Source organism: Klebsiella sp. GG_Kp146, from assembly GCF_040061975.1.
Lineage (GTDB): Bacteria > Pseudomonadota > Gammaproteobacteria > Enterobacterales > Enterobacteriaceae > Klebsiella > Klebsiella quasipneumoniae.
Window position 1 is genome coordinate 20,115 of record NZ_JBEAHA010000013.1, and the last position, 20,880, is coordinate 40,994.

At 59.3% G+C, this 20,880-nt stretch carries 21 protein-coding genes; 2 read left to right on the top strand and 19 right to left on the bottom strand.

Going from position 1 to position 20,880, the window contains the following annotated elements:
• Nucleotides 1-5: 5 nt before the first annotated feature.
• The 6 genes from ABLU95_RS14585 to ABLU95_RS14610 all read right to left on the bottom strand — a co-directional run bounded on the left by ABLU95_RS14585 (nucleotide 6) and on the right by ABLU95_RS14610 (nucleotide 5,631).
• On the bottom strand, nucleotides 6-1,157 hold the full coding sequence (locus tag ABLU95_RS14585; RefSeq protein WP_032454751.1) for a double-cubane-cluster-containing anaerobic reductase: 1,152 nt from the start codon (nucleotides 1,155-1,157) through the stop codon (nucleotides 6-8).
• A gap of 97 nt (nucleotides 1,158-1,254) precedes the next feature.
• The gene (locus tag ABLU95_RS14590; protein WP_004204157.1) at nucleotides 1,255-1,494 is read right to left on the bottom strand and encodes a DUF2164 domain-containing protein; all 240 of its coding nucleotides are present in this window, start codon (nucleotides 1,492-1,494) and stop codon (nucleotides 1,255-1,257) included.
• Between the two features lie 25 nt (nucleotides 1,495-1,519).
• The gene (gene mdtM, locus ABLU95_RS14595) at nucleotides 1,520-2,767 is read right to left on the bottom strand and encodes a multidrug efflux MFS transporter MdtM (protein ID WP_192870701.1); all 1,248 of its coding nucleotides are present in this window, start codon (nucleotides 2,765-2,767) and stop codon (nucleotides 1,520-1,522) included.
• Nucleotides 2,768-2,820: 53 nt separating this feature from the next.
• Nucleotides 2,821-4,113 carry a DUF445 domain-containing protein gene (locus tag ABLU95_RS14600; RefSeq protein WP_348879851.1) on the bottom strand — a complete coding sequence of 431 codons (1,293 nt, stop codon included), beginning with the start codon at nucleotides 4,111-4,113 and terminating at the stop codon, nucleotides 2,821-2,823.
• Entirely contained in the window at nucleotides 4,106-4,768 is a 663-nt protein-coding gene (locus ABLU95_RS14605; protein WP_277476033.1) for a LysE family translocator, read from the bottom strand. The genes ABLU95_RS14600 and ABLU95_RS14605 overlap by 8 nt, the downstream gene beginning before the upstream one ends.
• A gap of 47 nt (nucleotides 4,769-4,815) precedes the next feature.
• Complete coding sequence (locus ABLU95_RS14610) at nucleotides 4,816-5,631, bottom strand: AraC family transcriptional regulator (protein ID WP_065883234.1); 816 nt, start codon at nucleotides 5,629-5,631, stop codon at nucleotides 4,816-4,818.
• Nucleotides 5,632-5,846: 215 nt separating this feature from the next.
• Between ABLU95_RS14610 and ABLU95_RS14615 the strand changes: the two genes are divergently transcribed.
• Together ABLU95_RS14615 and ABLU95_RS14620 are read left to right on the top strand one after the other, a co-directional pair.
• Nucleotides 5,847-6,749: an Rpn family recombination-promoting nuclease/putative transposase gene (locus ABLU95_RS14615; protein WP_044525279.1), complete on the top strand. Its 903-nt coding sequence runs from the start codon at nucleotides 5,847-5,849 to the stop codon at nucleotides 6,747-6,749.
• A gap of 159 nt (nucleotides 6,750-6,908) precedes the next feature.
• Nucleotides 6,909-8,279 carry an NAD-dependent succinate-semialdehyde dehydrogenase gene (locus ABLU95_RS14620; RefSeq protein ID WP_277476032.1) on the top strand — a complete coding sequence of 457 codons (1,371 nt, stop codon included), beginning with the start codon at nucleotides 6,909-6,911 and terminating at the stop codon, nucleotides 8,277-8,279.
• A 49-nt stretch (nucleotides 8,280-8,328) separates the two neighbouring features.
• Here ABLU95_RS14620 and ABLU95_RS14625 read toward each other — a convergent pair whose 3' ends face one another.
• The 13 genes from ABLU95_RS14625 to hpaD form a co-directional block, all read right to left on the bottom strand.
• Nucleotides 8,329-8,649, bottom strand: coding sequence for a hypothetical protein (locus ABLU95_RS14625; protein ID WP_023291842.1), 321 nt, complete (start codon nucleotides 8,647-8,649; stop codon nucleotides 8,329-8,331).
• Nucleotides 8,649-9,194 (bottom strand): YfaZ family outer membrane protein, encoded by a 546-nt coding sequence (locus ABLU95_RS14630; RefSeq protein WP_023291843.1) that lies wholly within the window; start codon nucleotides 9,192-9,194, stop codon nucleotides 8,649-8,651. Before ABLU95_RS14630 ends, ABLU95_RS14625 begins: the two co-directional genes overlap by 1 nt.
• 392 nt (nucleotides 9,195-9,586) lie before the next feature.
• A complete protein-coding gene (gene yjiA / locus ABLU95_RS14635; protein WP_348879854.1) occupies nucleotides 9,587-10,543 on the bottom strand; it encodes a GTPase in 957 nt (318 codons plus the stop codon).
• Nucleotides 10,544-10,554: 11 nt separating this feature from the next.
• The gene (locus ABLU95_RS14640; protein ID WP_002887451.1) at nucleotides 10,555-10,758 is read right to left on the bottom strand and encodes a YbdD/YjiX family protein; all 204 of its coding nucleotides are present in this window, start codon (nucleotides 10,756-10,758) and stop codon (nucleotides 10,555-10,557) included.
• A 110-nt stretch (nucleotides 10,759-10,868) separates the two neighbouring features.
• Nucleotides 10,869-13,019: a pyruvate/proton symporter BtsT gene (gene btsT, locus ABLU95_RS14645; protein ID WP_032454758.1), complete on the bottom strand. Its 2,151-nt coding sequence runs from the start codon at nucleotides 13,017-13,019 to the stop codon at nucleotides 10,869-10,871.
• Between the two features lie 295 nt (nucleotides 13,020-13,314).
• Nucleotides 13,315-13,827 carry a 4-hydroxyphenylacetate 3-monooxygenase reductase subunit gene (locus ABLU95_RS14650; RefSeq protein WP_023291846.1) on the bottom strand — a complete coding sequence of 171 codons (513 nt, stop codon included), beginning with the start codon at nucleotides 13,825-13,827 and terminating at the stop codon, nucleotides 13,315-13,317.
• A gap of 19 nt (nucleotides 13,828-13,846) precedes the next feature.
• Nucleotides 13,847-15,409, bottom strand: a complete 1,563-nt coding sequence (hpaB, locus tag ABLU95_RS14655) for a 4-hydroxyphenylacetate 3-monooxygenase, oxygenase component (RefSeq protein ID WP_002887473.1) — start codon at nucleotides 15,407-15,409, stop codon at nucleotides 13,847-13,849.
• Nucleotides 15,410-15,632: 223 nt separating this feature from the next.
• Complete coding sequence (hpaA, locus tag ABLU95_RS14660) at nucleotides 15,633-16,523, bottom strand: 4-hydroxyphenylacetate catabolism regulatory protein HpaA (RefSeq protein WP_023291847.1); 891 nt, start codon at nucleotides 16,521-16,523, stop codon at nucleotides 15,633-15,635.
• A 9-nt stretch (nucleotides 16,524-16,532) separates the two neighbouring features.
• Nucleotides 16,533-17,891, bottom strand: a complete 1,359-nt coding sequence (gene hpaX, locus ABLU95_RS14665) for a 4-hydroxyphenylacetate permease (RefSeq protein ID WP_348879858.1) — start codon at nucleotides 17,889-17,891, stop codon at nucleotides 16,533-16,535.
• A gap of 21 nt (nucleotides 17,892-17,912) precedes the next feature.
• Complete coding sequence (gene hpaI, locus ABLU95_RS14670; RefSeq protein ID WP_205608872.1) at nucleotides 17,913-18,710, bottom strand: 4-hydroxy-2-oxoheptanedioate aldolase; 798 nt, start codon at nucleotides 18,708-18,710, stop codon at nucleotides 17,913-17,915.
• Nucleotides 18,711-18,720: 10 nt separating this feature from the next.
• A complete protein-coding gene (hpaH, locus tag ABLU95_RS14675; RefSeq protein ID WP_087849132.1) occupies nucleotides 18,721-19,524 on the bottom strand; it encodes a 2-oxo-hept-4-ene-1,7-dioate hydratase in 804 nt (267 codons plus the stop codon).
• Nucleotides 19,525-19,632: 108 nt separating this feature from the next.
• Nucleotides 19,633-20,013, bottom strand: coding sequence for a 5-carboxymethyl-2-hydroxymuconate Delta-isomerase (locus tag ABLU95_RS14680; protein WP_064158449.1), 381 nt, complete (start codon nucleotides 20,011-20,013; stop codon nucleotides 19,633-19,635).
• A 9-nt stretch (nucleotides 20,014-20,022) separates the two neighbouring features.
• The gene (hpaD, locus tag ABLU95_RS14685) at nucleotides 20,023-20,880 is read right to left on the bottom strand and encodes a 3,4-dihydroxyphenylacetate 2,3-dioxygenase (RefSeq protein ID WP_002887492.1); all 858 of its coding nucleotides are present in this window, start codon (nucleotides 20,878-20,880) and stop codon (nucleotides 20,023-20,025) included.

The window sequence follows — 20,880 nt, forward strand, 5'->3', positions numbered from 1 at the left end:
GCTCCTTACAGCATTTCGATAAAGGCGGCGACGCGGGTGCTGAGCTGGCCGAGGTCCGCTGTCGAATAGTCGGTTTCAATCGCCATATAAGGAAGGTCGTGCTGCTGGCGCAGATGGCGTTTAATGGCCAGCGATTCCACGGCATAGGTATGGCAGGCCTGCAGGATGACGTCGATTACCCCGTCGGCCTGGTACTCCTCCACCATCTGGCTCAGCAGCTGCAGGCGCTGATCGTTAGGGGAAATACAGGAGCAGCCGATGGCGAGATATTTATCGGTTAAGGCGTCGTAGACGTCGCCCTCTTCCGCCACGCAGCGCTCGGTCGCCTTCGCGCCGGTGCAGTTTTCATAGCCCACCACCCAGCCGCCGTTTTCTTCGATGGCGCGAACCACTTTCTCCGCCGCCCCGCCGATCGGGCAGCCGGTGATCAGAATGCGCGGGCGTGAGGCCAGTCGTTTACCCTGCCGCCACTCCTGACGGATGCGCTCCGCCATGGCGTTGAGCTCGTCAATCAGCGCGGTTTTGTCGAAGCGGAAGGTGGCGCCATACACCACTTTCAGGATGTCGCCGCCGCTGAGCGCCGGCGGATTGAGCTGCCCGAGACGATAAAAGTGGGCCAGCGCCCGGCGTTCGCGGTTTTTCAGCACGATGGCCTCGCGCAGCGCCGCCTCGCTAATCGGCGCGCCAAACTGCGCCTCAATCACCTGCTGCAGGCGCAGGATCTCCGCTTTCCACAGGGCGCGGGAGGCCGCGTCGCTGGCGCTGTTCGGCAACTGCATCACGTGGACCGCCTTGAACTCGGCCATGTACTCGTACATTTTCTTTTTACCGTCGCAGGTGGTTTCCCCAACCACCAGGTCAGAGAAATAGAAGTAGGGGCATTTATCGGTTTTGCCGAAGCCGTAGCTGCTTTTGATTAACGGACAGAGGTTGCGCGGCAGATCTTTTTCCGCTTCCTCGATGGTTTCATCGGAGGTGGAGCACAGCGAGACCACCACGGCCCCCGCCGCCATGGCGATCTCCTGAGGCATAAAGGTGCAGTAGGTGCCCACCAGCGGCACGTTCTGCTCTTTAAGATCCATGACGGTGAGAAAGCCCTTCTGGCGAGCTTCCGAGAACTGGTCAAAAATGGCGGGTAGATCGGTGATAAGCGACATGGTTTTCCTTCCCCGTACACGGGAGATGCTGAAAGAGTCGCCATTATAACCCTGTTGTTTGTATGCTTTTATTGATCTCCTGCGTCTGCGCGCGGCGTTAATAGACCTTCTTTAAATCCATCTCTTCCTGGATCCGCTCGCTCCATGCCAGATGGGTGCGGATGGCTTCTTCGATACCGGCGTTGTAAAACAGCGGCCCCAGCTCCTGGGCGATAAAGTCGACAAAAAATTCAGCGTCAAACTGCTCCAGTTCGAGGTTAAATGTCTCTTCGCAGTACTTGCTGAGCCTGTCGCGCAGCAGGTCGCGCTGCGCCGGGCTGAGTTCAATCTCACTCATGATGGGGCTTTCTCCGTAAAAGGGGTCACGACTGCCGGGCTTCAATGACCGCTTGCGCGCACTGACGCTGGTGGCGTAACAGTCCGGCGAGGCAGCAGGCGGCGGCGAGCCCCGCGACCACCGCCAACAGGTGGAAGGGCAGTCTCCCGCCATGGAACCACAGCCAGCGCGCGCCTTCAATCGATAAGGCGCTGACGCTGAGGATCACGATATTCAGCGAGGCGGAGACCGTGCCTTTCGGCAGGTCGTTGGAAAAGAGGGTAAAGCGGAACAGCGTCGGGAAAATCAGCCCGATGCCAAAGGCGTAGAAGCAGGTGCCGAGCACCGACCACAGCCAGACGTGCGGCCAGGCCAGATTCCCGACGATCAGGATGGCCAGGCCGAGCATCTGTACCGGCACCGCGCTCAGCACAAAGCGCGGACGGGTGGGATCTTTTACCCAGCGCGCCACCGACAGGTTGGCAATGATGACGGCGCTGAAGACCGGCACCTGGCTCCAGGCGAACTCGCTGGTGGTCAGCCCGCCGGCGTCCATTAAAATCACCGGCGATACCGCCACCCAGCTCATCAGCGGAATATAGCTCAGCGACAGCGTGGCGGCGCCGAGCAAAAAGATGCGGTTGCGAAAGACGTTGCGAAAATCGCGCAGCACGCCCAGGGGGCTGAACGGCACATCGCCGCGGCGCACCGTCTCCGGCATGGTCAACAGCAGCCCCAGCCAGGCCACCAGCCCCATGGCGGCGATAATGCCGAACAGCGCTTTCCAGTGGATAAAATGCATCAGCGCCGCGCCGGAGAGCGGGCCGACGATCGGCGCCACCAGCACGACGGAGGTGATCACCGCCATCAGCCTGATCGACCTTTTTTCCTCAAAGGCTTCCTGTACGGTGACGTAGCCGACGGTGGCGATAAAGCAGATGCTGGTGCCCTGCACGAAGCGGGCGATCAGGAACTGGGTCATGGAGGTGGTGAACAGCGTCGCCAGGCAGGCGAGGGTGAAAATCAGCGCGCCGGTGAGCAGTACCGGACGCCGTCCGATCCGGTCAGAGAGCGGCCCCAGCAGCCACTGCAGCGCCATGCCGCCGGCCATATACAGGCTCACCGAGGCTGGAGCCAGCGCCACATCGGCGTTGAAATCCCGCACCACGTGCAGGATCCCCGGCTGGATCAGGTCGGTGGTGAGATAGGCGGAAAAATCATACAGAATAAGCGCCGCCGGGAAGAACAGCGCGGCGGCGTGCCGGGTTAGCCAGCGGGTCAACCGGTGCATCATCTCGCCCTCCCTGTGGAATATTTTTCAGCGCTATTGTTCAGATAGTATCATTGCTAACCAATATGCAGATGCAGCAGCGACGGGATCTGCGAGAGCAGCCACAACAACAGGCCGATGGTTCCCCCCACCAGGGTGCCGTTGATGCGGATGAACTGCAGATCTTTACCGATATTAAGCTCGATCTGCCGCGACATATCGCGGGCGTCCCAGCTCTTCACCGTGTCGCTGATATGCCGAGTGAGGAAGGCGGCGAACTCCGGCGCCACCCGGTGCGCCGCCTGCTCCAGGTGTTCGTTAAGCGATTCGCGCAGCGCATCGTCGCGGAGTAAGGTTTCACCGAACCACTGGCCAGCCTCGGCGATGCGCTGCTTGATACGCGAGTCGTCGCTGCTGATATCGTTTTTTACCCAACCGCGCAGGTCGCCCCACACTTCGCCAAGATAGCGGTTGAAGGTCTCATCATTTTTCAGCCACGCTTTGATGTTATCGGCCTTCTGCGCCAGTTCCGGGTCGGATTTCAGGTTATCGATTAGCTTTTGCGTCGCGCGGTTAAAGGTCTGGCGGATCTGGTGGGTGCGATCGTGAGTGACCTCGTCCAGCAGGGTATTCACGGCGTCGGTGACCATCTCGGCGCTGTGCTCGCCGAGCCACTCGGTGGGTAATAGCCTGGCCTTCAGCGGGTGTTCGGTCTCCAGCCAGCGCACGATGCCGCGGGCGATAAAGGCGCGGGAGCTGTCGCGCTGCAGCAGGGCGATCAACTGATTTATCAGCGAATCCAGCAGCTTTTGATGGCGGTTGTCGCGGGTCAGCCCCTCCAGCATCATGGCGCTGGTCTGCGTCAGGTCGACCTTATCGATCGCCTTATGCACCGCGCGCCGCAGCAGGCGCTGAATGCGGGCGTCATCGGTCAGTTCGAGAAAACCGCTCATCACCTGCAGCAGGTGCTGGCCGACCCGCCGGGCGTTCTCCGGCTGGCTGAACCAGTTGCCGAGCATCAGAGCTGGTTGATAGCGGCGGATCAGCGCCACCAGCGACGGGGTATCTAGGAACTTCTCTTCCACAAAGCGGCCGAGGTTGTCGGCGATGCGATCTTTGTTGCGCGGGATAATCGCGGTATGGCGGGCGACAAAGGGCAGCGGAATACGACGAAACAGGGCCACCACCGCAAACCAGTCGGCCAGCGCCCCGACCATCGCCGCTTCGGAAATGGCCTTCAGAGCGCTGACCCATGGCGTCGGCGGCAGCAGCAGGGTGGTGATAAATAGCGCGGCGGCGATCAGCAGCAGCGAAAGCGCCAGCAGTTTGGCGCGTTTCAGTTCAGCGAGTTTTTCCATAAACTTAAGCATATAACCTGACGGCGAGGTCGTGCAAAAATCGCCAGATAATCCACAGACCGAACATCATCAGGATCGCCCCCGCCGCCCGCTCGACCCGCCAGACGATGGCGCTCAGGCGGTGCTGCACCTGCGGCAGCGCAATCGCGCTCACCAGCAGTAAATCCCAGAAGAACACCACGCTGACCATCCACAGGCCACTTACCGTTTGCTGCAGCAAGGTAACCGCCGGCCCCAGCAGGGAGGTCATCAGCGCCAGATAAAACAGCGCGTTCTTCGGGTTGAGCAGCGATGACCCCAGCCCCAGCAGCAGCAGCTTGCCGAACCCCGGACACGATGCGCGAACGCTCTCCACCGCCAGCGCCGCGGGACGGCTGCGAATCAGCAGGCTGCCAATCCACAGTAAATAGCCTGCGCCCAACAGCTCGATGAGCAAAAACAGCAGCGGCGCCTGGCGCAGAAGCCCCCAGCCAACGATGGCCAGGACAATATACAACGCATTCCCGGCGGCGATACCGAGACACAGTCCGAGGCTGCCGCGGATCCGGTAGCGTACAGCGTAACCGACCAGCAGAAAAAAATCGGGGCCCGGGCTGAGCAGAGCGACAAAGTGGGACAGGGCTAACGCCGGAAAGGCGGCGGGGAAGAGAGTCGATAAGGTATGCATAGTGGCCTCGATAATGGTGCTGAGGCCACCCTACGCCAGGTGGAAAATTACTTATTGTCGGAAATTGATCGGCTTTGCGCATACTGCCGCGGCGTGGCGGCGGTATAGCTGACGAAGGTTTTATGGAAATGGCTCTGATCGGCAAAGCCGGCCTGATAGCCGACGTCGGCAATAGGGTCCCCGGCACGTAAGCGCGTTTTCGCATATTCAATGCGCGCCATATTGATCAAACTGGCGGGCGTCAGGCCGGTATCCTGTTTCACGGCGCGGATAACGGTCTCTTTACGTAGCGCGCTGTCGTGGGCCAGCTTATCCAGCGATGGCGGCGCCGGCAGATCTGTCGCCAGGCGCTGAAACAGCAGGGCGCTGGCGTGATGTGGCGCCTGCGGCGCGGCGGCGCACAGCGGCAGCGCGTGCAGGAGCTGCGCCAGCCGGGCGGGCAGTTGCTCAATGCGGCCGCGGCTCATCAGGGCGACAATCTGCTGGAAGCAGGCAAAGAGAGGGCTGTCGCGCAGCAGCGGCTGCGGCGAGGTGATACTGGCGCCAGGGGGAATATCTGGACGCTGCGCATGGCACCATGCCGCCTCCAGGTACAGCATATGATAGCTGCGCGGCCGGTCACGCAGCGGATTACAGCTATGCGGCGCGTGCGGCGGGATCACGATCAGATCCCCGGGCTGCAGGAGATATTCCTGACCATTGCACAGGCAGCGCGTTTCACCGTCGATAATCGCCCCCACCGAGAGCTGCGGGTGGCTGTGGCGCTTATAGGCCTGACGGCTGCGCCAGGTGCTGCGCAGCTCCAGCCACGGCAGGCGATCGTCTCGCCAGAAGGTTTGGGGAATATCTCGGGTATGGTTCACCGCATCGACCTTTGCTGAGGGGATAAATCGTTTATAGCATGCTGCGCCGAGGCTGTCGCCCGCCGGGATTTGCGTACCGCGTCGAAAAAGGATGTCACGCTTGCAGTCCGGGGAAATATGTTTTCGTCGCGGAATGTAAAATCCCGGTTTCCGGGGTGTCAGCGACATTCATGGGAGGTAGAGTCCCTGCAGGATAAGCAGGCAGGGATGAGCCGATGGCAAAGGGCACCACCTCGACGCCGCATGATGCGGTGTTTAAACAGTTTCTCACTCAGGCCGACATCGCGCGTGATTTCCTGGCGATCCATCTACCGCCTGCGCTGCGTCAGCGCTGCGACCTCGATACCTTACAGCTGGAGTCGGCAAGCTTTATCGAGGAGAGCCTGCGGGCCTGGTACTCCGATGTGCTGTGGTCACTCAAAACCGCGTCTGGCAAGGGATACATTTATGTGGTTATCGAACATCAGAGCTCACCGGACGTGCAAATGGCTTTTCGCCTGATGCGCTACGCCATCGCCGCGATGCAGCGCCATCTGGATAACGGTCATACCAGACTGCCGCTGGTGGTGCCGATGCTGTTCTATCACGGAGCGACCACGCCATACCCGTGGTCGCTCAGCTGGCTGGACTGCTTTGCCGATCCACAGCTGGCGAGGGAGCTTTATGCCTCGCCCTTTCCGCTGGTGGATATCACGGTGATCCCCGACGATGAGATCGTTCGTCACCGGCGGGTGGCATTACTCGAGCTGATACAGAAGCATATTCGCCAGCGTGATTTAATGGCGATTGTTGAGCAGCTGACGACGATTTTACTTAGCGGTGACGCTAATGACAGGCAGATAAAAACGCTGTTTAATTATCTACTGCAAACTGGCAACGCGCGTCGCTTTGGCCGGTTTATCCAGGAAGTGGCGCAACGGGTTCCTCAGCACAGGGAGAGATTGATGACCATCGCCGAACGATTACAGGAAGTGTGGCGCAGAAAAGGCAAGCGTGAAGGACAGCATGCCGAGGCGCTGCGCATTGCCCAGAGGATGCTGGCCGACGGCATTGCCCGCGAGACGGTGGTGAAAATCACCGGCCTGACCGCCGACGAGATCGCCGCGCTGGCGCATTGATAACGCCGGGACGGCCTGACGGTCGCCCCGGTTAGCCACCGTTATGGAATATTCCGGATATACCTAACTTTACCCGCATCGCCAGCCATCTCGACTACCCTTAATATCCTTAACGGCATTTTTGACTGCCTTAATAGCGATAACAAGGAGACATGCGATATGGCCTATCAGACGGTGAATCCTGCGAACAATCAGCTTATTAAAACGTACCCGGCGCACAGCGATGCGGACGTGGAGGCGGCGCTGCGGCAGGCGGATGCGCTCTATCATTCTGCCTGGGCGAAAGGCGATATCGAACCGCGCCTGGCGGTGCTGCATAAGCTGTCGGATCTGATCGACAGCCGGGCGGAAGATCTGGCGAAAATCGCCAGCGAGGAGATGGGGAAACTCATTAAGCAGAGCCGCGGCGAAGTGAAACTGTGCGCGCAAATCGCCCGCTATTACGCCGATAACGCCAAATCGATGCTGGCGCCGGTGAAATATCCCACCGAACTCGGCGACGCCTGGGTTGAACACCATCCCATCGGCGTATTAGTGGCGGTGGAACCGTGGAACTTCCCCTATTACCAGCTGATGCGCGTCCTGGCGCCAAACCTGGCGGCCGGGAACCCGGTTATCGCCAAACACGCCAGCATTGTGCCGCACTGCGCGGAGACCTTTGCTCATCTGGTGCGCGAGGCCGGCGCACCAGATGGGGCGTGGACCAATCTGTTTATCTCCCAGGATCAGGTGGCGAAGATTATCGCCGACGATCGTGTGCAGGGCGCGGCGCTGACCGGGTCGGAAAAAGCTGGCAGCGTGGTGGCGGCGCAGGCGGCGAAGCATATTAAAAAATCGACCCTGGAACTCGGCGGCAACGATGTGTTTGTGGTGCTCGACGATGCCGACCTCGATCGCGCGGTGAAAATCGGCGTCCAGGCGCGGCTGAACAACGCCGGCCAGGTGTGTACTGCCGCCAAGCGGTTTATCCTGCATGAGAACATCGCTGAGTCGTTTCTGACGAAATTTAGCGAGGCGTTTCGCCAGGTAAAAATAGGCGATCCGCTGGATGAAAGCACCACGCTGGGGCCGCTCTCCTCTAAAGATGCGCTGGAAACCTTAAGCAAGCAGGTTGGCGAGGCGGTCAAACACGGCGCCACGCTGCATCTGGGCGGCAAGCCCGTGGCGCGAGACGGCAACTTCTTTGAACCCACTATCCTGACCGGTATCACCCGCGACAACCCGGCGTACTTCGAAGAGTTCTTTGGCCCGGTCGCGCAGATCTACGTGGTGAAAAACGATGAGGAGGCGATTGCGCTTGCCAACGATTCTCACTATGGCCTGGGCGGCGCGGTGTTCAGTCAGGATATCGAACGCGCTAAACGGATGGCATCCGCCATTGAAACCGGGATGGTCTATATCAACTGGCTGACCGATACCGCGCCTGAACTGCCGTTTGGCGGCGTGAAGCGTTCCGGTTATGGCCGGGAGCTCTCCGATCTCGGCATCAAAGAGTTTGTGAACCAAAAGCTGGTGGTGGTTCGCCGCTAAGCCCGACCATAAAAAAACCTGCCATCCGGCAGGTTTTTTTATAATAGATTTATTGCACTTCGACTTTATCCCAGCCGCTTTTGAACATACAGCTGTCGACTAAGGTCTCCCGCTGATATTCATTCGCGTCTTCTACCGTATAACTTGTTTCAACATCCTGTTTCTTATGCTTTTTGTCGGTTTTTTCTGAACTGGACCCGGTCACCACGTTATCCGGAGGGAGATCGACCAGGGCCTGCGCTTCACATTCGGTGAGCTTTTTATGCATGTCGGCATCGCTTAAACCCGGCTTCACCCAGGTATACTGAGTGCAGCCGGTGAGCAGCAACGCCAGGCTCAGCGCAGAGAGCGCGGCGAGACGTGATTTCATCAGAAGGTAATCCCGCCGCCCACGTAGGCGCCATCAATCAGGGTGTGGTTTGGGCGGCCCTCTTTGCCGTCAACGCTCACGTGACGGTAACCGACCTTCAGGGTCAGTGGACCAACCGGGGACCAGCTCACGCCGCCGTTCGCCTCAACATAGTTTTTCACGCTGTTGTTCAGGCCGTCGGGCGCGACATACCCTTCGCCAAACACGTGGATGCTGTCGGTCAGGGCCACGTTCACTCCGCCGCCGACCGGAAACGCGACGCCGTTATCGCCTTTTTTCGGCCCGAGGTAGATAGCTTTCGCGCCAGCGTTGAGCATCACCGGGCCAACTTCCAGATTGTAACCCGCGCCAACGCCGCCGGTCTGGCTACCATCATCGGTATTCTTCAGCCAGTGGCTTTCGGCATACAGGCCGGAAGAGGATTTACCCATTTCCATATTCAGGTTGGTAAAATTCTTACCTTGTTCAACGGTAAACCCCATTGCCATGGCGGAACCAGAGACCGCGGTCAGGGCAGCAACAATCAGGATGTTAAGCTTTTTCATGGTTTGCTCCTCGTCATTAAATTTGTCTGAGGGCACCTTAACAATCGATGTTTACCTCTGCAAATGTGACTTTCGTCGATTTTTTATGCTGTGTTTGTCAGGCAAGTGTTTTGAAAATGTTGTAATGACGTTGGGTTATGGCGAGGTCAATCATCAAATTTGGTCTGTTTAGCCGCAGTTTAATGGGTGGGCTAAACAGAAACTGAACAGGGCGGGCATTAATTATTAAGCATCCTATTCATTGAATTTCTTATTATTTCCAAAAGTGTTTCTGCTGTTACTTATAAAAACGTTGATTTACATTTTTCGACGCGATGACGACGTTTTACCCCTGTCTTTGACGATGTACGGGGAGAGAAGGGGGCCTGCGCCTTAGCGCGCAGGCGGGCAGATTAGCGTCGTAGCCCGGCAAATGCCGCGCGAATCTCCTCTTCCGGCAACTGAATGCCGATAAACACCAGCGTGCTGTGCGGTGTTTCCTCGCCCCACGGGCGATCCCAGTCGGCGCTGTAGAGGCGCTGCACGCCCTGGAACAGCAGGCGATTTGGCTCGCCGTCGATCCACAGCATCCCTTTATAGCGCATCAATTGCTCGGCGAAGGAGAGCAGCAGGTTTTCCATTACTCGCGACACTTCGCTGATATCCACCGGGTAATCCATCTCAACCACGATTGATGACACGTCGTTTTGCTTCTCTGCCATAAAGTGGAAACGCGGTTTGCTGTTAACGACGTTTTCTTCCAGCATAAAGCCGCTGGTGTTAAACAACTGGCTAAGATCGATATCGCCCTGAATGACGGTATAAATCGGCGCCCGGGCATTAATGCGCGCCAGCCGTTCGCGCAATTTTTCGGTGTCGCCGGCAACATCAGTTTTGGTCAGCAAAATGCGGTCTGCGTAGCCTACCTGCGACTGGGCGATGGTGAACTGATCCATCTGCTGGTCGGCATGGACCGCATCCACCAGGGCGATCACGCCATCCAGCAGATAGCGCTCGCAAAGCACCTCGTGGGAGAAAAAGGTCTGGATGATCGGCCCCGGGTCGGCCATGCCGGTGCATTCAATCACCAGCCGGTCGAACTCGATTTCACCGCGGTCGCGGCTGTCGAGCAGATCGAGCAGGGCGTCTTCCAGTTCGTTGGAGCGCGTACAGCAGATGCAGCCGTTGGTCAGGGTTTTAATCTGCGTGGCGCGGTCGCCGATCAGCTGATCGTCAACGGCGACTTCGCCAAATTCATTTTCAATCACGGCGATTTTAAAGCCGTGCTGTTCGTTGAGAATATGGCGCAACAGGGTGGTTTTACCTGCGCCGAGAAAACCGGTGAGTAGGGTGACTGCAATCGGTGCCATTATTGCCTCCATTAACAGCAGCGGACGCCGCCTTTGCCGTCGCCGCCGTAGCGGGCCTGCTGGCGTTCGCGGAAGAATTCTTCATAAGTCATGTACGGCTGATCCGGATGGTTGGTTTGCATATGGGTGACGTAGTTGTCGTAATCCGGAATGCCAATCAGCATTTTCGCCGCCTGACCGAGATATTTTTTTGCCTGACCTAAGTTACCAAACATTGTAAGTTCCAGATAACGAATAAAGCCGGATGGCGGCTAGCGCCTTCTCCGGCCTACGTTGATGCGCTTTTTTGTAGGCCGGATAAGCGTAGCGCCATCCGGCATTGGGGTTAATGATGTGACGAGGTCTTCACGCCGCCTTCCGGTACCGGCACGTACGGGGTCTCTTTGTCGGTACGAACTTTATTGTTGCGGACAGTGAGCCAGGTTTTGATGCCGTAGAAGATGATGCTGTACACCACCACCAGGAACAGGATGCTCAGGCCGGCGTTGGTGTAGTTGTTGACCACGATATGGTTCATGTTGGCCACCTGCTGGGCGGTCAGCTCGCCGCCGGAAGCGATCTTCTCTTTATACTGCTGAGCCATAAAGAAGAAGCCTTCCATCTGCGGGTTGGTGCTGAACAGCTTCAGGCCCAGCGCCCAGGTGGTGCACAGTAGCAGCCACGCAGCCGGGATCACGGTGACCCAGATATATTTGGTGCGCTGCATTTTGACCAGCACCACGGTGCCAAGCACCAGCGCCACCGCGGCCAGCATCTGGTTAGAGATACCGAACAGCGGCCACAGGCTCTTCACGCCGCCCAGCGGGTCGACCACGCCCTGATACAGCAGGTAGCCCCACAGCCCGACGCAGCCGGCGGTACCGATAATCCCGGCGACCAGCGAGTCGGTTTTTTTCAGGAACGGCACGAAGTTACCCAGCAGATCCTGCAGCATAAAGCGGCCTGCGCGGGTCCCCGCATCCAGCGCGGTGAGGATAAACAGCGCTTCAAACAGGATACCGAAGTGGTACCAGAAGCCCATATCCGCCATCGGGATGATTTTGTGGAACACATGAGCGATACCCACGGCCAGCGTCGGCGCGCCGCCCGCGCGGTTCAGGACCGACGGTTCGCCGATATCTTTCGCCGTCTGCAGGATTTGCTCAGGTGAGATCACGAAGCCCCAGGAGCTGACGGTCGCTGCCGCGTGAGCGGTGACATCCCTCAGCTGGGCGGCAATCAGCGCCGCGTTTTCACCGCCCATTTCGTGCAGGTTCGGCATGGTGATGCCCAGACCCGCCGGCGGGGTGTTCATCGCGAAGTAGAGGCCCGGTTCGATAATCGATGCCGCTACCAGCGCCATCACCGCCACGAAGGACTCCATCAGCATTGCGCCGTAGCCGATAAAGCGGGCGTCGGTTTCGTTGGCCAGCAGCTTCGGCGTGGTGCCGGAGGCGATCAGGGCGTGGAAGCCGGAGACCGCGCCGCAGGCAATAGTGATAAACAGGAACGGGAACAGGGCGCCTTTCCACAGCGGACCGGTACCGTCAATGTACTGGGTCACCGCCGGCATTTTCAGGTCCGGGTTAAGGATCACGATACCCAGCGCCAGGCCAACGATGACGCCGATTTTCAGGAAGGTCGCCAGGTAGTCGCGCGGCGCCAGAATCAGCCATACCGGCAGCAGAGCCGAGATAAACGCGTAGCCAATCAGGGTAAAGGTGATGGTGGTGTCTTTAAAAGTCAGCGCCGGGCCCCAGTACGGGTCGTGGGCAATCACGCCGCCGAAGTAAATAGACGCCACCAGCAGGACGATACCGATGACCGATACTTCGCCTACGCGGCCCGGGCGCAGGAAGCGCATGTAGATCCCCATGAACAGGGCAATTGGCACCGTCGAGCAGACGGTGAAGACGCCCCACGGGCTTTCCGCCAGCGCTTTCACCACGATCAGCGCCAGCACCGCGAGGATGATGATCATTATCAGGAAGCAGCCGAACAGCGCGATGGAGCCCGGTACGGGACCCATCTCCTGTTTGATCATCTCGCCCAGCGAGGCGCCGTTACGCCGTGAGGAGATAAACAGCACCATAAAGTCCTGTACCGCGCCTGCCAGCACGACGCCCGCCAGCAGCCACAGGGTGCCCGGCAGGTAGCCCATCTGCGCGGCGAGCACCGGGCCCACCAGCGGACCGGCGCCGGCAATCGCGGCAAAGTGGTGGCCAAACAGCACGTAGCGGTTGGTCGGCACATAGTTCAGGCCATCGTTATTAATGACCGCTGGCGTGGAGCGCGTCGGGTCAAGCTTCATCACCTTCTGCGCGATATACAGGCTGTAATACCGGTAGGCGACGAGATACACGGAAACCGACGCCACCACGATCCACAGGGCACTGACGTGCTCACCGCGGCGCAGGGCGACGACTGAGAGGCAAAATGCCCCGATGATCCCGAGAATCACCCAGGGTATGTGCTTGAATAGTTTTTTGGTATCCATAGTAAAACCTGGCGTTAATGAGATGAATAATTGGCCGAAGCCGTCTGGTTTTAAGTAAGGGTTGATAGAGGTATTGATTAGCTAGGCTGTCTCCGATCTTGCCAGACCGGCGCGCGCGTAAAGATGAGTAAATGGGTGAGTGGTTATATAGGAGGTTAAGCGGTTACTGGAAGGGGTAAGCGGTTGGCTACGAAGTGAACAGGGCGGGATTATGTGATTGTGATCACAGGAGATTGTGGCCTGAGACGCTGTGGGTTAACGCTCCTCCCCAACCGGGGAGGAGCAGACAAGGCGATTACACTGCGACTTCCATTTCCATCATTACCGGGTGGAAGCGGCGCTTAAAGTAGATCAGCCCGTGGCCCTGCTGGCTCAGGGTTATATTCCTGATTTCTACCAGATAGACCAGGTGGGTGCCGATGGTTTGTACCTGGCTAATCTCCCCTTCGAGACTGGCCAGCGACCCCTTCAGCACCGGCTGCCCGAGCGCGCCCTGCTGCCAGCCGCTGAGGGCAAAACGCTCTTCCATCGTCACCCCGGTCATCCCGGCGAAATGACGGGCCATGATTTCCTGTTCATGGTTCAGCACGTTGATGCACAACTTGCCGTTGCCCTGAAACACCGGGTTCATCGCGCTGTTGGCGTTGATACACACCATCACCGAGGGCGGCGTATCCGTCACCGAGCACACCGCCGTGGCAGTAATCCCGCAGCGGCCGGCTTCGCCTGCGGTGGTGACCACGTTAACCGCCGCCGACAGGCTGGCCATGGCATCGCGAAAACGCAGGCGTTGTTCATCTAATTGCATTATGACCTCCCGCTGCGAATTACTTCAGCAGCTTATCCAACATGTTGATATCAGCGTTATTGTGCAGATGCGGCACCGTCCAGCCGTTCTGGTCGTACTCGGACAGGCAGCGGTCGACCATCGCCATCATCTTGTCCATATTGCCGGAGCTCTGCGCCTGGCGCAGACACTGCAGGCGAATCTCATCCTGGCTACCGGAGTAGTTGATTTCATACAGCTCGTGGCGGCCGCCGAATTCGCTGCCGATGGCGTCCCACATCAGTTTGAGGATCTTGATACGTTCAACGTGATCCATACCGTTGGAGCCGCGCACGTACTTCGCCAGATACTGGTCAATCTGCGGATTGTTCAGATCGCGGGCGCTGGACGGCAGATAAATCAGGCCGCTGGTGACGTTGCGCTCGATGATGTTCTTGATCTTGGCGTAGGCCATCGGGGCCATCACGCGATAGGTCTGCAGCGCGGCGTGATCCGGCAGCCATGCGCCGTTGACCCACGGCGTCGCTTCCGAGCACATGGAATCGCTCAGCGCCCAGAACATGTTGCGCCATGCCACCACTTCGCCGAGGTCGGCCTGCACGCCGCGGAACTCGAGGGTGCCGGTACATTCCAGCGAGCGCTTCAGCAGGGCGGTGATAAAGTCCAGTTTTACCGCCAGACGTACGCAGGCCTGCAGCGGGTACATGCGGGCGAACCCCCCTTCCATGGTCCAGCGGCGGCAGCGGTCGAAGTCGCGATAAATCAGCACGTTCTCCCATGGGATCAGCACCTTATCCATTACCAGAATCGCGTCGTTCTCGTCGAAACGGCTGGAGAGCGGATAGTCGTACGGGGAGCCGGTCGCGCCGGCGACCATCTCATAGGAGGCGCGGGAGATCAGCTTGACGCCTTCGGCGTCCATCGGCGCGACGAACATCAGCGCGAAGTCCGGGTTTTCGCCCATCACCTGCGCGGAGCCGAAGCCGATCATGTTGTAGTGGGTCAGCGCCGAGTTGGTGGCCACCACTTTCGCGCCGCTGACGATGATCCCGGCATCGGTCTCTTTTTCCAGCTTGATGTAGACGTCCTTCACTTCATCGGCCGGCTTGTGGCGGTCGATCGGCGGGTTGACGATCGCATGGTTAAAGTACAGGCCGGTTTCCTGAATGCGGGTGTACCAGTTGCGGGCGTTCTGCTCGAACTGGCCGTAAAACGCCGGGTTGGCGCCCAGCGCGCAGCCGAAGGCGGCTTTGTAGTCCGGGGTGCGGCCCATCCAGCCGTAGCTTAAGCGCGACCACTCGGCGATGGCGTCGCGCTGCTGGCGCAGATCGTCGGCGCTTTTCGCCACGCGGAAGAATTTATGGGTGTAGCCGCCGCTGCCGGTATCAGTGCCCCAGCACAGGGAATCCTGCATCTCCGGTTTGTGCAGCGCATCGTACAGTTGAGCGACGGAGGCCGCGGCGTTACGGAAGGCCGGGTGGGTAGTGACATCCTTCACGCGCTCGCCGTAGATATAAATTTCGCGGCCATCCTGCAGGCTTTTTAAATACTCTTCGCCAGTTAACGGGCGTTTCGCGTCGGCGCGGAAATCTTCAGGTTTCATAGGGGCCTCTTCAGTATTTATCGGAAAATGATGTTAAATATATGTTTTGTTTTTGTTGTTCAATTGAAGCGGTTATTGCGCTTGTCGTGAAGGGACGTTTGCGACAACGACGGGTACTTTTCAGGCGGGAGTGAATTTTGTGATCTCTGCAGCGTTTGCCGGCTGGCGCGGCGCTGAACCGACCTGTGGACCATCGCCCGGCAGGCGCAGCGCCAGCGGGGAATTACGATACCGGTACTTTTTGCGCCCGGTAGCTGCTGGGCGAGCAGCCGACCTGGCGGCTAAAAAAGCGCGCAAAATAAGCGGGGTCTTTAAACCCCAGCTGCCAGGCTATCTCATTGACGGCGCTATCGGAGAACAGCAGCAGGCGCTTCGCCTCGCGCAGCTGGCGGTCGAATATCAGCCGTTTGGGCGAACGGTTGGCAAAGCGGCGACAGATATCGGTCAGCCGCGATTCGGTCAGGTGCAGCTCCCTGGCGTAATCCGGTACCGTCCAGTGCTGATGGTAGTGGCTGTCGATCATCTGGTTAAAGCGCTGGAAAAGCTTCAGCTCGCCGCGCATGCCGCTGGCGGCGTGATCGTCGAGCTTTGCGTTACGCAATAGCAGGGTAAAGACCGCCTGCGCCAGCAGCGCCAGGGTGTGCTCGCGCCCCGGCAACTGGGCGGTGGATTCCCGGCGGATCAGCTGCCAGTAGTGGGCCAGCGCCGCCAGCTCATCGGGTTTATCCGCCAGCGACAGACAGATCCCCGGCAGGCCGAAGGTCTCCCGCGTGCCGGGATAGAGCACCTCCAGCAGCGGCCAGATGAGTTCTTCGTGCACCGTCAGTACATGGCCATCGCTATCGGACTCGGTAATAAAGGCGTGCGGCACCGAGGGCGGCGTTAACACAAACAATGGTGCCTGCACCGAATAGCGATGGTCATCAAGCTGCAGCTCAATCTGCCCGGTATCAAGATAGTGCATCTGGAAATAGCGGTCGTGGCGATGCGCCTGCATGTCGCGGCCAAAAAAGGCCGCCATGCGGGAAAACGACTGATAGTGCACCTCCTCGGTGCCCAGGCTCTCGTCGTAATCTTTATTGATATCGATATTGGCGATGGAATGCTGGCACATACCCGCTCCTTAGTGGCCTTTCTGCGCCGCTAAGCCCGGCGCGGGGGCGGCGTCCTCACGCTGGCTCATTGGAATGCGGGTGAGCACCAGCGCGCCGACAATCAGCAGCCCGGCGACAAACCACAGCCCGGAGCTAAAGCTGCCGGTGGTATCGCGCAAAATGCCGATCAACAGCGGGCTGACGGCAGAGCCGACGTTGCCGATGGCGTTGATCACCGCCAGCGCCACCGCGCGCGACTGCAGGCTGATCACCCGATCCGGGGTGGTCCAGAAAATGGCCATCGCGGTAAAGGATCCCACCGAAGCCATAATAATGCCGATCAGCTGGATCAGGCTGTGGTGAGTTGCCGAAGCCAGCAGCCAACCCGCCGCGGCGAACAGGTAGGGCAGGATGGTATGCATCTTGCGCTCTTTGCGCCGGTCGGAGCGGCGGCTCCACCAGATCATGCCGAAAATAGTGCAGAACTGCGGGATCGCCGCCAGCAGGCCAATCATGATGTTGCTACTGCCGGTGTTGAAGCTCTGCAGGATCTGCGGCGTCCAGATATTTATGGCGCTCAGGGTATTGGTCAGGCAGAAGTAGGCCAGGGTATACATCAGCACCGCTGGCGTCAGGACTTCGCGCAGCGTGGAACGCGGCGAAGCCGGAACGACCGCCGCATTTTCCCGTTCACGATCGATCATCGCCTTCAGCGCCTGTTTTTCTTCGCTATCGAGCCAGTTGGCTTTATCCGGCGTGTCGTTGAGGAAGAACCAGGTGACGACGCCGAGCACCACCGACGGCAGGCCTTCCAGCAGAAACAGCCACTGCCAGCCCTTCAGGTTCCACAGGCCGTCGAGCGCCAGAATATAGCCGGAAAGTATCGAGCCGAGCATCATGGTCACCGGCATGGCGATCATAAACAGGGCGTTGGCGCGGGCGCGATGGTAGGCCGGGAACCACCAGGTCAGATAGACGAGGATCCCTGGTAGGAAACCAGCCTCGGCGATGCCGACCAGCATGCGCAGGATGTACAGCGTATGCGGGCTGGTGGCGAACATGGTACAGGTCGAGGCGATCCCCCAGACCACCATGATCCCGGCGATCCAACGGCGCGCGCCAACTTTCGCCAGCATGATATTGCTGGGGATCCCGCACAGTACGTAGGTGACGTAGAACAGCGTCGCCGCCAGGCCGAACATGGTGGAGGTCAGACCGAGGTCTTTGCCCATCGTCAGGCCGGCGAAGCCGATATTAATGCGGTCCAAAAATGAGAAAACAAAGAGAACGAACAGGAAGGTGATCAGGCGGCGGAACAGCTTTTTGATCACCCGGTTTTCTACTTCAACGGCTTTATTATCATTGTGTTGCAGGGTAGAGGTAGTCATGTTGCGCTCCACATTATCCGTTCAATAGACGGATTTATTGTTATCGGTTGTGGTCGTTGCGGTGTGGGTAAACCGGGCCGCCAGCGCTTCTGCGCCGCGGGCCAGCAGGGTGGTATCGACGCCGACGGCGACGAACAGCGCGCCCAGTTCGAGATAGCGCTTCGCCAGCTGTTCATTGGCCATCAGGATCCCCGGCGCCTTGCCGGCCTGACGGATTTGCTGGATGGCATCTTCAATGGCGGCCTGTACTTCCGGGTGCTGCGGATTGCCGCCGTGACCCATATCGGCGCTGAGGTCCGCCGGGCCGATAAACACCCCGTCCACCCCGTCGACATCGAGGATCTGCGGCAGATTTTTCAGCGCTTCGCGGGTTTCAATCTGTACCAGGACGCACATCGCGTCGTTGGCCTGGTGAAGATAATCCGGCACCCGGTTCCAGCGCGAGGCGCGGGCCAGCGCGCTGCCGACGCCGCGAATGCCGGCGGGCGGGTAGCGGGTGGCTCTGACCGCCAGCCGCGCTTCATCGGCGTTCTGCACCATGGGCACCAGCAGGGTTTGCGCGCCGATATCCAGCAGCTGTTTGATCTGCACCGGGTCGTTCCACGACGGGCGGACCACCGGCTGGCTGGGGTAGGGGGCGATGGCCTGAAGCTGGGTCAGCACCGTTTGCACATTGTTAGGCGCGTGTTCGCCGTCGATCAGCAGCCAGTCGAAGCCGGCCCCGGCCAGCAGTTCTGCGCTGTAGCTACTGCACAGCCCCAGCCACAGGCCGATTTGCGGGCGCCCGGCCTTGAGCGCCGCTTTAAAAGCGTTGTTCATGTTGCTCTCCTCAGACAAAGCGGCAGCTGATGGCGCCCATGGTGCCGTAATCAACGTGGAAGGTATCGCCCTTGCGCGCCGGGACCGGACGGGTGAAGGAGCCGCCGAGGATGATTTGCCCGGCTTCGAGCTGGACATCGTACGGCGCCAGTTTGTTGGCCAGCCAGGCCACGCCGTTGGCCGGGTGATTGAGCACCCCCGCGGCGACGCCGGTCTCCTCAATCACGCCGTTGCGATACAGCAGGGCGGAGATCCAGCGCAGATCCAGCTCGTCGGGCTTGATCGGGCGGCCGCCGAGGATCACCCCGGCGTTGGCGGCGTTATCGGAAATGGTGTCGAACACTTTACGCGGGCGCTGGGTTTCCGGGTCGATGTTGTGGCAGCGGGCGTCAATCAGCTCCAGCGCCGGGATCACGTAGTCGGTGGCGTTGTAGACATCAAACAGGGTGCAGTTCGGGCCGCGCAGCGGTTTGGCCAGCACGAACGCCAGCTCGACTTCGATACGCGGAACGATAAAACGGTCGGTGGGGATATCGCTGCCGTCGTGGAAGAACATATCGTCAAGCAGCGCGCCGTAGTCCGGCTCGCTGATCTGCGAGCTGGCCTGCATGGCTTTCGAGGTCAGGCCGATCTTGTGGCCTTTGAGTACGCGGCCTTCGGCGATCTTCATCTCGACCCACTCGCGCTGTACGGCGTAGGCGTCCTCAATGGTGATCGACGGATAATCCAGCGAGATCGCGCGGATCTGTTCACGCTGTTTTTCGGCCTGATTCAGCCGCTGGGCAATCAGGGTTCGGGTCTGTTTATCGAGCATAGTGATTCCTGTGGCATTGTATTGCCGGATGGCGCTTCGCTTATCCGGCCTACAAATTCATGGCCGCTGTAGGCCCGGTAAGCGCAGCGCCACCGGGCAATTTGCACGTTATTTAAATAAGGCGTGCACGTTGTTCTGTTTGTAGTTCAGCGTCGGATCGAGCTCTTCCATGGCGAACGACAGCGCCAGGTAGCGGCTCTCCATCAGCGCCGCGAAGTGGGATTTGATCAGCGCGAACAGCATATCTCCCACGTCCTGACGGCTCTCCAGACTGCGCCCGGAGCCGATCTTCAGCGTCATATGGACAAAGGCGTAATCCTGCCTGCCGTCGGCCATCTGCCAGGTATCCAGCCAGTGGGCACGGCTGCGGATCCCGCCGATCGGAAAGATGCCGGTAGCGGCCAGCGCCTCGTTGACTTTGGCGAACAGACCAGGCAGATCGGCCTGCTCGCGGATGTTGTCGGTACATTCGGCGATAAAATGCGGCATGGGGCCTCCTTACGCCTGCGCCGGCAGCGGGAACACGGCGTTAACCTGGCCGGTGCCGGAGCTGGCGAACAGCTCGGTGATAAACTCCACTTTGCCGTCGTATTTATCCCAGCCCAGCAGGCCAAGCAGCATCACCGTGTCGTGCATATTGCCTTCGCCGTAGCAGTAGTCGGCGTACTCCGGCAGCATGGTGCAGAACTCTTTAAATTTGCCCTCGCGCCACAGCTTCACCACCCGCTCATCCATCTGATGATCGAACTCGCGGGTATAGCTGTTCATCCCCTCTTCGGCGCGCTGATCGTCGATAAAACGGTGCGACAGCGAGCCGCTGGCCAGCACCGCCACGGTGCCGTCATATTTCTCAATGGCTTTGAGGATCGCTTCGCCCAGCCTGCGGCTGTCGGCAAAGTCATGGACGGTACAGAACGCCGAGATAGAGACCACTTTGAAATGCTTATCGCTGTTCATGTAGCGCATCGGCACCAGGGTGCCGTACTCCAGCTTCAGGCTCGGAATATTGTGCGCTTTGGCGCGCACCCCGAGCTTCACCGCCTCGTCGGCGATGAGCTGACCCAGCTCCGGGTTGCCGTCATAGTCGTAGGTCATGTCGCGAATAAAGTGCGGCAGTTCGTTACTGGTGTAGACGCCCTGGAAATGGTCGGCGCAGTTGATGTGGTAGGCGCTGTTGACCAGCCAGTGGGTATCGAACACGATGATGGTATCGACGCCCATTTCCCGGCAGCGCTTGCCAATTTCTTTATGCCCGTCGATAGCGCCCTGGCGGCAGCCGTGGTTTTTCCCCGGCAGCTCAGACAGGTACATCGACGGCACGTGAGTGATTTTTGCTGCTAACGCTAACTTACCCAT

Excerpts from the sequence above, each read along its gene's own strand:
- hpaX (WP_348879858.1), bottom strand. The coding sequence starts at position 17,891 with ATGACTACCTCTACCCTGCAACACAATGATAATAAAGCCGTTGAAGTA.
- ABLU95_RS14620 (WP_277476032.1), top strand. The coding sequence starts at position 6,909 with ATGGCCTATCAGACGGTGAATCCTGCGAACAATCAGCTTATTAAAACG.
- hpaB (WP_002887473.1), bottom strand. The coding sequence starts at position 15,409 with ATGAAACCTGAAGATTTCCGCGCCGACGCGAAACGCCCGTTAACTGGC.
- ABLU95_RS14625 (WP_023291842.1), bottom strand. The coding sequence starts at position 8,649 with ATGAAATCACGTCTCGCCGCGCTCTCTGCGCTGAGCCTGGCGTTGCTG.
- ABLU95_RS14600 (WP_348879851.1), bottom strand. The coding sequence starts at position 4,113 with ATGCTTAAGTTTATGGAAAAACTCGCTGAACTGAAACGCGCCAAACTG.
- ABLU95_RS14640 (WP_002887451.1), bottom strand. The coding sequence starts at position 10,758 with ATGTTTGGTAACTTAGGTCAGGCAAAAAAATATCTCGGTCAGGCGGCG.
- hpaH (WP_087849132.1), bottom strand. The coding sequence starts at position 19,524 with ATGCTCGATAAACAGACCCGAACCCTGATTGCCCAGCGGCTGAATCAG.
- ABLU95_RS14615 (WP_044525279.1), top strand. The coding sequence starts at position 5,847 with ATGGCAAAGGGCACCACCTCGACGCCGCATGATGCGGTGTTTAAACAG.
- ABLU95_RS14605 (WP_277476033.1), bottom strand. The coding sequence starts at position 4,768 with ATGCATACCTTATCGACTCTCTTCCCCGCCGCCTTTCCGGCGTTAGCC.
- ABLU95_RS14650 (WP_023291846.1), bottom strand. The coding sequence starts at position 13,827 with ATGCAATTAGATGAACAACGCCTGCGTTTTCGCGATGCCATGGCCAGC.
- hpaA (WP_023291847.1), bottom strand. The coding sequence starts at position 16,523 with ATGTGCCAGCATTCCATCGCCAATATCGATATCAATAAAGATTACGAC.
- ABLU95_RS14590 (WP_004204157.1), bottom strand. The coding sequence starts at position 1,494 with ATGAGTGAGATTGAACTCAGCCCGGCGCAGCGCGACCTGCTGCGCGAC.
- ABLU95_RS14585 (WP_032454751.1), bottom strand. The coding sequence starts at position 1,157 with ATGTCGCTTATCACCGATCTACCCGCCATTTTTGACCAGTTCTCGGAA.
- ABLU95_RS14630 (WP_023291843.1), bottom strand. The coding sequence starts at position 9,194 with ATGAAAAAGCTTAACATCCTGATTGTTGCTGCCCTGACCGCGGTCTCT.
- hpaI (WP_205608872.1), bottom strand. The coding sequence starts at position 18,710 with ATGAACAACGCTTTTAAAGCGGCGCTCAAGGCCGGGCGCCCGCAAATC.
- btsT (WP_032454758.1), bottom strand. The coding sequence starts at position 13,019 with ATGGATACCAAAAAACTATTCAAGCACATACCCTGGGTGATTCTCGGG.
- mdtM (WP_192870701.1), bottom strand. The coding sequence starts at position 2,767 with ATGATGCACCGGTTGACCCGCTGGCTAACCCGGCACGCCGCCGCGCTG.
- yjiA (WP_348879854.1), bottom strand. The coding sequence starts at position 10,543 with ATGGCACCGATTGCAGTCACCCTACTCACCGGTTTTCTCGGCGCAGGT.
- hpaD (WP_002887492.1), bottom strand. The coding sequence starts at position 20,880 with ATGGGTAAGTTAGCGTTAGCAGCAAAAATCACTCACGTGCCGTCGATG.
- ABLU95_RS14680 (WP_064158449.1), bottom strand. The coding sequence starts at position 20,013 with ATGCCGCATTTTATCGCCGAATGTACCGACAACATCCGCGAGCAGGCC.